We start from the raw sequence: 9,631 nt of genomic DNA, 5'->3' as shown, positions 1-9,631 counted from the left end.
GGGGTCGCGGCAGTCGGGCGTGTTTCTTGGTGACTTCTTTGCACGAGCAAAGAAGTCACTCGGGGCGCGCTGGCGAGTCAGCGCACGGCAGTATGTGGACCGGAGGCACCGTAAACACCGGATGCTGAACCAGGGCCAGCCTCAACAAGGCAGACGGCTGTCCGAAGCCACCAAACGACGGACGAGGACCGGCCACAGGGCGCGTCGGCAGACGGGAGGAGCGCGGCGCAGATCGTCGGGGCCGTACTGCGCGAGACGTGGACTAGTCCAGGCGCAGGGAGTAGTCGATCGCGTGGAGGTGCTTGGTCAGCGCACCCACGGAGATGTAGTCCACGCCGGTCGCCGCGATGGCCGCCAGGCTGTCGGCGGTGACTCCGCCGGAGGCCTCGGAGATCGCGCGGCCACGAATGAGCAGCACCGCAGTGGCCAGGTCGTCCAGCGACAACTCGTCGAGCATGATGACGTCGGCACCGGCGGCCAGGGCCTGGTCCACCTCGTCGAGGGTCTCGGTCTCCACCTCGACCCAGCGTCCGGCACCCAGGGTGCGGGCGCGCTCGACCGCGGCGGCGATGGAGCCGCATGCGGCGATGTGGTTTTCCTTGATCAGCACCGCATCCCACAGCGCCAGCCGGTGGTTGTAGCCGCCGCCGCAGCGCACCGCGTACTTCTGCCCATGCCGCAACCCCGGAAGGGTCTTGCGGGTGTCCAGGACGCGGCTCTCGGTGCCTTCCAGGCGCGCGACCCAGCGCGCGGTCTCGCTGGCGGTTCCGGAGAGGGTCTGCAGCAGGTTCAGGGCCGCGCGTTCGGCGGCCAGGACGGCCCGGGCCGGCCCCTCGAGCGTCGCGATCACCCGGGGTTGGCCGTCCACGGTTACCCGGGCGCTCTCGGGTACCTGCCAGTCGATGCGGATCTCCGGCGCGAGGCTGGTGAATACGCGCTCGAACCACGCCTGTCCGCAGACGATCGCGGGCTCCTTGAGCAGCAGCGTGGCGCGCGCGACGCGTTCGGCCGGGACCAGGGCGGCGGTCAGGTCGCCGTCCAGACCGTTGGGGCCCAGGTCTTCCGCGAGGGCGGCCTCGACCTCGCGCACGAGCATGGCGGCATCGGGCCGCGCCGGGCCCTGGGCGAACGGGTCGCTGGGGCCGCCTGCGACCAGGGCCTTATCCGTCATGACGATCCGGGATCGGGCGGTGGGCCACGTAGTCGTCGCGCAGCTTCTTCACCAGGCCGGCCAGAAGGATGAGCGCGATCAGGTTAGGTGCGGCCATGGCGATGTTGGCGATATCGGAGAAGTTCCAGACCACGCCCAGCGGGATGGTGGCCCCGATCACGATCAGGATGACGAACACGATGCGGTAGGGCATGACCGCGCGCTCGCCGAACAGGAAGTAGGCCGAGCGGTCGCCGTAGTAGGACCAGGCGATCATGGTGGAGAAGGCAAACAGCATCAGGCTGATCCCTACCACCATGGCGCCGAACGGGCCCAGGGTGGAGCTGAAGGCGGTGGCGGTCAGGGAGGCACCCACGACGTCGTCGGCGCGGTCAATGTAGGCCCCGGTAACCACGATGGCCAGACCGGTCAGGGTGCAGACTACGATGGTGTCGATGAACGGCTCGAGCATGGCCACCGAGCCCTCGCGCGGCGGATCGCCGTTCTTGGCCGCGGCGTGCGCCATGGCCGAGGACCCCAGGCCCGCCTCGTTGGAGAACATGCCGCGCGCGACGCCGTACTGGATGGCGAGACCAATGGCCCCGCCACCGGCCGCCCAGGGGTTGAGCGCAAGGTTCAGGATGGTGGCGACCGCGGCCGGGACGGCATCGATGTTGGCGACGATCACCACGAAGGCACCCAGCATGTAGATCACGGCCATGAACGGGACGATGGTCGAGGCGATCATGGCGATGCGCTTGACGCCGCCGATGATGACCAGCGCCACGAGCACGGCCATGGTCAGGCCGATGATCAGGGCCATCCAGCCCATGATGTCGTCGTCCGCGCGCAGGTCCGGCACGATGAAGGTCAGGCCGTCGACCACGGAGTTGGCCTGCACCATGTTGCCGATACCGAACGAGGCGATCAGGGTGAAGGCGGCGAACAGGATCGCCAGCTTCTTCATCTTCAGGCCGTTGAGGAGCGTGAACATCGGGCCGCCGGCGATGCTGCCGTCCGGGGCGATCTCGCGGTAGCGCACCGCCAGGGTGGTCTCCGCGAACTTGGTCGCCATGCCGAAGAAGGCGGTGACCCACATCCAGAACAACGCCCCGGGGCCGCCCAGAGCGATGGCCGTGGCTACGCCGGCGATGTTCCCGGTCCCGATGGTCCCGGACAGCGCGGTGGAGAGCGCCTGGAACGGCGAGATCTGTCCGGTGCCGCCGGCCCGACCGTCCGACCCGCGCAGGGCGCGCCAGCCCTCGCGGAAGGCCACGACCTGAACCAGACCCAGGCGGATGGTGAGATAGAGCCCCGTGCCCAGCAGCAGGATCAGGGTAATCGGGTTGCCCCAGAGAAGGCCGGCGGTGTCGCCGAGGAACTGGTCGATGGTGTCGAGCATCGGTGGGTCCTTGTAATCCGGGTGGGACGGCCGCAGTGCTGGCCGAAAACTCTACCGCGCACGGCCGTCGTTTACGATAGGTTGAGCGCACCGCGGCCATAGCCTGTGCCTGTGAAACCCGCAGGCGGCCCGGGAATCCATGGTAGAAACACCACGCCGTCAGGACGTTCAAGGATCGAGCATGAGCGAATCAAACGAGTCCGTCGTCGAATACGATCACGGCAAACCGGTCCCCCGGGTCTTCCTGATCGGGTCGCTGATCGCGCTGGCGGCCTTCATCTGGCTGGTCAGTCTGGTCTGGCCTTCGCTGGAAGAGCGGCTCGTCGGCCTGAGTACGCTGCAGATCGGCCTGCTGGCGAGCTTCGTGGCCGGGCTGATGACAGCCGTGGGCGCGCTTCCGATCTTCTTCCTGCGCCGGATCAGCCAGTCGGTAGAGGACGCGATGATGGGCTTCGGCGCCGGAGTGATGCTCTCTGCCACGGCCTTCGAGCTGGTTCTGCCGTCGGTGGAACAGGCCGAGCTGCAGTATGGCGGCGTGGGTATGGCGATTGTCGTGCTGGCGGTGGGTATGGCGCTCGGGGGCGGCGCGCTGCTCGCCCTGCACAAGTGCGTGCCGCACGAACACTTCCACATCGGCCCGCAAAGCGGGGCAGACCCCGCCAAGATCCGCCGTGTCTGGTTGTTTATCTTTGCCATCGCCCTGCACAACCTGCCCGAGGGATTGGCCGTCGGCGTAGGTTTCGGGGGCGATGACGTCCGTGACGGGATCGCGCTGGCCATCGCGATCGGTCTGCAGAACATGCCGGAGGGGCTGGTGGTGGCAATCGCCTTGCTGTCGCTGGGCTACAGCAAGTGGGCCGCATTCGGGGTGACCCTGCTGACCGGGCTGGTGCAGCCGGTCGGTGGTCTGATCGGGGCCGGCGCCATCACGCTGATGGAGTTCCTGTTGCCCTGGGGGCTCGCCTTCGCGGCCGGGGCGATGCTGTTCGTCATCAGTCACGAGATCATCCCCGAGTCGCACCGCAAGGGGCACGAGGCGCAGGCGACGGTCGGCGTGCTGGTCGGTTTCGTCGTCCTGCTGGCGATCGACCTGGCGCTGTAGGGCGCCACGCACATGCACCGTCATTCCGAGGAACCCCAGACGACGCGGCACAAAAACGCGCTGCGCGCTGAACGGCCGCAGGGCGGCCCGAAAGGCGGGCGCAGCGAGTCACCTTCGAAAGCTGGCCGCGCGTCAGCATCCGGTGGTTTCGTAAGGAGGTTGCTTCGTCGCTGCGCTCCTCGCAATGACGGTGCCCCGGTTGCGCGAAGGGGGCGCGGGTCGAGCGGTTGCTCCGGGCCGGAAAGTCGCCGCCGGGCGTCCGGGCTTTCGCGCCGGAGATATTTTGGTCTACAATTAGTTTCGTCTGCGGGTGCCCGACAATGCCCGCACACCGTTCTGGAAGAGATCTGCGATCGCGAGTCGATTGGCAGACGCCGAAGGCGCAACATCCGCCCGGAATCGCTCAGGCTACAGGACCGGAACGGTGCAGGAGACACACTCTGGAGAGCGGCCGGAAACGGCCCACCGAAGGGGGCGGTCACGCAGTCCGGAAACGGATTGACGCGACGCAAACTCTCAGGTTTCAGGACAGAGGGGCGGCTGGCAGATAATCCCTGCTGGCCGCCCCTTTTTTTATGCCCGGCGCACGGCGACCGGGCCTCGCGGTTCCACCGGCGGCTGCCGGCGAATCGACCACGAAACGGACGCAAGGCGAGAATCAGATGACGACGTTGAAGACAACTCCGCTCCATGCCGCGCATCAGCGCGCGGGGGCCAAGCTGGTCGATTTCGCCGGCTGGGAGATGCCGCTGCACTACGGCTCCCAGATGGAGGAGCACAAGCACGTGCGCCAATCCGCAGGGATGTTCGACGTCTCGCACATGCAGGTCGTGGATATCCATGGCCCGCAGGCGCAGGCCTTCCTGCGCTACCTGCTGGCGAACGACGTGGCCAAGCTCAAGACCGAGGGCCGCGCGCTGTACAGCTGCATGCTGAACGAGGCCGGAGGGGTGATCGATGACCTGATCATCTACTGGACCGGGGGCGCCAGTTACCGCGCGGTGGTCAATGCCGCCACTGCCGAGGGCGATATCGCCCACATGCAGAAGGTCGCGAAGGATTTCGATGTGAACGGCGAGCCGCGCCCGGAGTTCGCGCTGATCGCGATCCAGGGCCCGCAGGCGGTGGAGAAGACCCTGCCGCTGCTGCCGGATGACCTGCGTAGTGCCGGGGATCTCAAGCCGTTCTCCGCGGTCTGGAATGACACTTGGTTCGTCGCCCGCACCGGCTACACCGGCGAGGACGGTTTCGAGGTGATGCTGCCGGCCGAGGCCGCCGACGGTTTCTGGGAGAAGCTGAAGGCCGCCGGCGTGCACCCCATCGGTCTCGGCGCGCGCGACACCCTGCGCCTGGAGGCCGGCATGAATCTCTACGGCACGGACATGGACGACCAGACCAATCCGCTGACCGCGAACCTTGGCTGGACCATCGCGCTTAAGGATGCCGAACGCGATTTCATCGGCCGCGCGCCGATCGAGCGGTCGAAGGCCGAGGGCGTGCCGGAACGCATGGTCGGGCTGGTGCTGGACGGGCGCGGGGTGCTGCGTGGCGGCACCCGCATCGAGACCGAGGCCGGCGACGGCGTGGTCACCTCCGGCAGCTTTTCGCCCAGCCTCGGGGTGTCGGTCGCCTTCGCGCGGATCCCGGCCGGGGTCGAGGCCGAGGAGCTGCACGCGGACATCCGCGGACGCAAGCTGCCGGTGCGCGTGGTGAAGCCGGTGTTCGTCCGCAATGGCGAGCCGCAGATCGAACTGAATCGCTAACGAATTATTGCCTCATGCCGCGTGTGCCGGACTACACTGCGCAGGCGGGATCCAAACGAAAAAGGAAGACGTCATGAGCGAAGCACCGAAGGACCTGAAGTACACCAAGAGCCACGAGTGGGTGCGCAGCGAGGCCGATGGCAGCGTGACCGTGGGCATCACCGATCACGCGCAGGAACTGCTGGGTGATCTGGTGTTCGTCGAGGCCCCGGAAGCGGGCAGCAGCATCGAGGCGGGTTCGGCCTGTGCCACCGTGGAATCGGTCAAGGCCGCCTCGGATATCTATGCGCCGATCTCCGGCGAGGTGACCGAGGTGAACGAGGACCTGGCGGACAGCCCCGAGAAGGTCAACGAGTCCCCCTTCGAGGACGGCTGGCTGTTCAAGGTGAAGCCCTCCGATGCCGGTGAGCTGGACGTCCTGATGGACGCGGATGCCTATGCCGCGCACGTCGAGGCCGAATCCTGAGCGTAGCTGTGCATCATCGGTCCCGGCCGCGTCCGGCCGGGACCCAACCGAAGTTCGCCGCAATCGGCGAAAGCGAGACCTGACATGCCGTTTATCCCGCATACCGAAGAAGACATCCGCGCCATGCTCGACCGCATCGGTGCCGAATCCGTCGAGGACCTGTTCGACGAGATCCCCGCCGATCTGCGCTCGCCGCCGCTCACGGGGATCCCCGAGGGCGAGAACGAGATGGGGATCACCCGCCTGATGCAGGAGCGGGCGGCGAAGGACGGCATGCCATCGAATTTCATCGGGGCCGGTGCCTACGAGCACCATATCCCGGCCGCCGTGTGGCAGATCGCCACCCGTGGCGAGTTCTACAGCGCCTACACGCCTTACCAGGCGGAGGCCAGCCAGGGCACGCTGCAGCTGATCTACGAATACCAGACCATGATCAGCCGCCTGACCGGTATGGAGGTCTCCAACGCCTCCCTCTATGACGGCGCCTCCGCCCTGGCCGAGGCCGTGCTGATGGCGGTGCGCGTGAACCGCCGCTCCAAGGCCAAGCGCGTGCTGCTGCCGGGCGCCCTGCACCCGGACTACCGCAAGGTGGTCAGGACGCTGATCGGCAACCAGGGCATCGAGCTGGTGGAGCTGCCGTTCGACGAGACCACCGGCCAGACCCCGGTGGACGCCCTGGCGCCGTATGCCGACGAGGACGTCACCGCCATGGTGATCAGCCAGCCGAATTTCTTCGGCATCCTCGAGGACGTGGACGCCCTGACCGGCTGGGCCGAGGAGCGCGGCATCCCTGTGATCGCTGTGGTGAACCCGGTCTCGCTGGCGCTGCTGAAGCCGCCGGGCGAGTGGGGCACCAACGGCGTCGATATCGTGGTCGGCGAGGGCCAGCCACTGGGGGCGCCGCTGTCCTCCGGCGGGCCGTACTTCGGCTTCATGACCACCCTGAAGAAGCACATCCGGCAGATGCCGGGGCGGATCGTCGGCCGCGCCGAGGATGCCGACGGCAAGCCCGGCTTCGTGCTGACCCTGCAGGCGCGCGAGCAGCATATCCGCCGCTCCAAGGCGACCTCGAACATCTGCACCAACCAGGGCCTGGTGGTGACGGCCGCGACCATCCACATGTCCATGCTGGGTGACGAGGGTCTGACCCGCGTGGCCGAGGCCTGCTATGCCAACACCCACGCACTGGTGGAAAAGCTGGCGGCCAAGGGCATCAAGCCGCGTTTTACCGGCGAATACTTCCACGAAGTCGCGCTGGACTTCGGCGGCGATGCCGCCAGCCGCGTGCAGACCATGGCCGACGCCGGCGTGCTCGCGGGCTTCGAGCTGGGCCGCGACTACGCGCAGCTGGATGGCTGCGTGCTGGCCTGCGCCACCGAGACCAAGACCGAATCCGACCTCGAGCAGTACGTGACCACGTGGGAGCAGGCCGCCTGAGGCGGTCTGATTCCCCGGGTCAACGACCCCACGCGCCATACACACAACGCCGGGAGGCAACCATGGCCGAAATCAAGCTGCAAGGTAACCCGATCAACACCAACGGCGACCTGCCGCATGTGGGCTCGCCGGCCCCGGACTTCAAGCTGACCAACAAGGATCTGCAGGATGTCTCGCTGGCCGACTTCGGCGACAAGCGCAAGCTGATCTCCATCGTGCCCAGCCTGGACACGCCGGTCTGCGCCGATTCCACCAAGAAGTTCAACGAGATGGTGGCCAGCCGTCCGGATCTCGAGATCCTGATCGTCTCCGCCGATCTGCCGTTCGCGATGAGCCGCTTCTGCGCCGCCGAGAACCTCGAGCGCGTGACCGTCCTGTCGATGATGCGCGATCGCAATTTCGCCAAGGACTACGGCGTGCTGATCCAGGACGGCCCGCTGGCCGGGATCACCGCCCGCGGCGTGGTCGTGCTGGATACCGACAATCTGGTGATGCACGCCGAGCTGGTCTCCGAGATCGGCGACGAGCCGGACTACGACGCCGCGTTCGCGGCCCTGGATGACCGGGCCAACCTGAGCCCGACCCAGTAACCGGCGCGGAGAACCACTGCGCCGCCGGCGGCCGGGCCCCAGCTCGGCCGTCGTCACCCGAATATGCAAGCGAGAAACCGCTATGAGCACCACAGACGCCCATCTCATCTTCGAACGTTCCCGCGCCGGTCGCTCGGCCGTGGCCCAGGCGCCGCGCGAGCATGCCGCGACCCGCATCCCCGCGAACCTGCAGCGCAAGTCCGAGCCGGGTCTGCCGGCCGCCTCGGAACTGGACGTGGTGCGGCATTACACGCGGTTGTCGCAGAAGAACTTCTCCATCGACACCGAGTTCTACCCGCTGGGCTCGTGCACGATGAAGTACAACCCGCGCGCCTGTAACAGCCTGGCGATGCTGCCCGGATTCCTGAACCGGCATCCGCACGCCCCGGCCAGCCACAGCCAGGGCTTCCTGCAGACCATGTTCGAGCTGCAGGAGATGCTGAAGGAAGTGACCGGCATGAAGGCCGTGTCGCTGGCGCCGATGGCGGGTGCCCAGGGCGAGTACACCGGCGTGGCCATGATCCGCGCCTACCACGACGCCCGCGGCGATACCGAGCGCCGCGAGATCATTGTCCCGGACGCCGCGCACGGCACCAATCCGGCGACCGCGATCATGTGCGGCTACGAGGTGCGCGAGATCCCCACCGACGAGACCGGCGACGTGGATATCGAGGCCCTGAAGGCCGCGGTCGGCCCGCAGACGGCCGGGATCATGCTGACCAACCCGTCCACCGTGGGCGTGTTCGAGCGGCGCATCTCCGAGATCGCGAAAATCGTCCACGATGCCGGCGGGCTGCTGTACTACGACGGCGCCAACCTGAACGCGATCCTCGGCAAGGTCCGCCCGGGCGACATGGGCTTCGACGTGATCCATATGAACCTGCACAAGACCTTCTCCACGCCGCATGGCGGGGGCGGTCCGGGTTCCGGTGCCGTGGGGGTCTCCGAACGCCTGCTGCCGTTCATGCCGATCCCGCACGTGATCGAAGCGGAGCAGGGCGGTTACCGTTTTGCCGAGGAGTCCGACCGCCCGCAGAGCATCGGCCGCCTGTCCGCGTTTGCCGGTAATGCCGGCGTGCTGCTGCGCGCCTATGTGTACATGCGCATGCTGGGCCGCGAGGGCATGGTGCGGGTCTCCGAGTTTTCTACCCTGAACGCCAACTACCTGGCCCGGGAACTGGCCGCGGCCGGTTTCGATCTGGCCTATCCCAAGCGCCGCGCCACCCACGAGTTCATCGTCACGCTGAAGAAGCAGGCGAAGGAACGCGGCCTGACCGCGGGCGACGTCGCCAAGCGCCTGCTGGACCACGGTTACCACGCGCCGACGACGTACTTCCCGCTGCTGGTGCCGGAGTGCCTGCTGGTGGAGCCGACCGAGACCGAATCGAAGGAGACGCTGGACGGCTTCGTCGAGGCGATGGCCTGCATCCTGGCCGAGTCGGAGAACGACATGGAGACCATCAAGGCCGCCCCGCACACGCTGCCCAATCGGCGTTTCAACGAGGTGGCCGCGGCCAAGGCGCTGGATGTGGTGTTCCAGCCCGCCGAGGAAGGGGACGACAGCGCGCCCCGGACCGGTACTCACGGCTAGGGTCGGATCCACCCCGGGCGCTTCGGCGCCCTGCTCGAGACGCCCCCGCTCGCCGGGGGCGTTCTCGTTTTGCACGGCAGTAATCGCGATTTTGTAGGGTCAAGCAGAAACCAGACTCGGCATCTGGTAG

Annotated in this window: 8 protein-coding genes and 2 riboswitches; of the genes, 6 read left to right on the top strand and 2 right to left on the bottom strand. The window is 67.3% G+C overall.

The window, feature by feature from the left end:
- Positions 1–262: 262 nt before the first annotated feature.
- Together nadC and D105_RS0106470 are read right to left on the bottom strand one after the other, a co-directional pair.
- A complete protein-coding gene (gene nadC, locus D105_RS0106475) occupies positions 263–1,171 on the bottom strand; it encodes a carboxylating nicotinate-nucleotide diphosphorylase (RefSeq protein ID WP_018877898.1) in 909 nt (302 codons plus the stop codon).
- A complete protein-coding gene (locus D105_RS0106470; protein ID WP_018875834.1) occupies positions 1,161–2,552 on the bottom strand; it encodes a sodium:alanine symporter family protein in 1,392 nt (463 codons plus the stop codon). The genes nadC and D105_RS0106470 overlap by 11 nt, the downstream gene beginning before the upstream one ends.
- A 181-nt stretch (positions 2,553–2,733) precedes the next feature.
- Between D105_RS0106470 and D105_RS0106465 the strand changes: the two genes are divergently transcribed.
- From D105_RS0106465 to gcvPB, 6 genes are all read left to right on the top strand, one after another.
- A complete protein-coding gene (locus tag D105_RS0106465; RefSeq protein ID WP_018877897.1) occupies positions 2,734–3,654 on the top strand; it encodes a ZIP family metal transporter in 921 nt (306 codons plus the stop codon).
- A 327-nt stretch (positions 3,655–3,981) separates the two neighbouring features.
- Positions 3,982–4,083: riboswitch (glycine riboswitch) on the top strand.
- 1 nt (position 4,084) lies between these two features.
- Positions 4,085–4,196: riboswitch (glycine riboswitch) on the top strand.
- Between the two features lie 120 nt (positions 4,197–4,316).
- Entirely contained in the window at positions 4,317–5,417 is a 1,101-nt protein-coding gene (gene gcvT, locus D105_RS0106460; RefSeq protein ID WP_018877896.1) for a glycine cleavage system aminomethyltransferase GcvT, read from the top strand.
- A 73-nt stretch (positions 5,418–5,490) separates the two neighbouring features.
- On the top strand, positions 5,491–5,883 hold the full coding sequence (gene gcvH, locus D105_RS0106455) for a glycine cleavage system protein GcvH (RefSeq protein ID WP_018877895.1): 393 nt from the start codon (positions 5,491–5,493) through the stop codon (positions 5,881–5,883).
- 84 nt (positions 5,884–5,967) lie between these two features.
- Entirely contained in the window at positions 5,968–7,320 is a 1,353-nt protein-coding gene (gcvPA, locus tag D105_RS0106450; RefSeq protein ID WP_018877894.1) for an aminomethyl-transferring glycine dehydrogenase subunit GcvPA, read from the top strand.
- 62 nt (positions 7,321–7,382) lie between these two features.
- The gene (tpx, locus tag D105_RS0106445; protein WP_018867859.1) at positions 7,383–7,910 is read left to right on the top strand and encodes a thiol peroxidase; all 528 of its coding nucleotides are present in this window, start codon (positions 7,383–7,385) and stop codon (positions 7,908–7,910) included.
- An 82-nt stretch (positions 7,911–7,992) separates the two neighbouring features.
- A complete protein-coding gene (gene gcvPB, locus D105_RS0106440; RefSeq protein ID WP_018877893.1) occupies positions 7,993–9,501 on the top strand; it encodes an aminomethyl-transferring glycine dehydrogenase subunit GcvPB in 1,509 nt (502 codons plus the stop codon).
- Positions 9,502–9,631: the final 130 nt, after the last annotated feature.

The organism is Thioalkalivibrio sp. ALE28 (assembly GCF_000377425.1).
In the GTDB taxonomy this organism is placed as follows: domain Bacteria; phylum Pseudomonadota; class Gammaproteobacteria; order Ectothiorhodospirales; family Ectothiorhodospiraceae; genus Thioalkalivibrio.
This window is presented reverse-complemented; position numbering and strand designations above follow the sequence as displayed.